Source organism: Gordonia sp. ABSL11-1, from assembly GCF_030315685.1.
Lineage (GTDB): Bacteria > Actinomycetota > Actinomycetes > Mycobacteriales > Mycobacteriaceae > Gordonia.
In genome coordinates this window covers 1-343 of sequence record NZ_JASXSI010000111.1, presented here as the reverse complement: position 1 = coordinate 343, position 343 = coordinate 1, and the positions used below count along the sequence as shown (strand labels likewise).

1 pseudogene is annotated in these 343 nt (G+C 66.5%); it reads right to left on the bottom strand.

The annotated features are described in order from the left end of the window. Positions 1 to 343, bottom strand: a pseudogene (locus QSJ19_RS26670) (IS5/IS1182 family transposase); the annotation flags it as partial.

Below are 343 nucleotides of genomic sequence, written 5' to 3'. Positions count from 1 at the left end.
ATCCCAGTCGATCCGCGGTTTCCCGGTCTGGGTGTAGCCGGCGCCGGTCAGCGCCTCGAGTCGGGTGGCCCGTGCGGCGACGACAGCGTCGGCGCCGTCGACGTCGCGGGCCACCCGCCGGATCGCTGCGATCAGTTGGGTGACGGTGTCCTGGCGGGCCACGGCGTCATCGAGGACCGTCGAGTCCAGGGCCCGACGATGTTTACCGGCCAGCACCCCGGTCTCGACGATCACCTCACGAACCTTCTCAAAAATCAGGTGCGGGCGATCACTGGCCGCCAACCTGCGCCGCCAATAGGTCAACGTGGACGGATGAAACCCTTTGGTACCCAACGTGAAACCA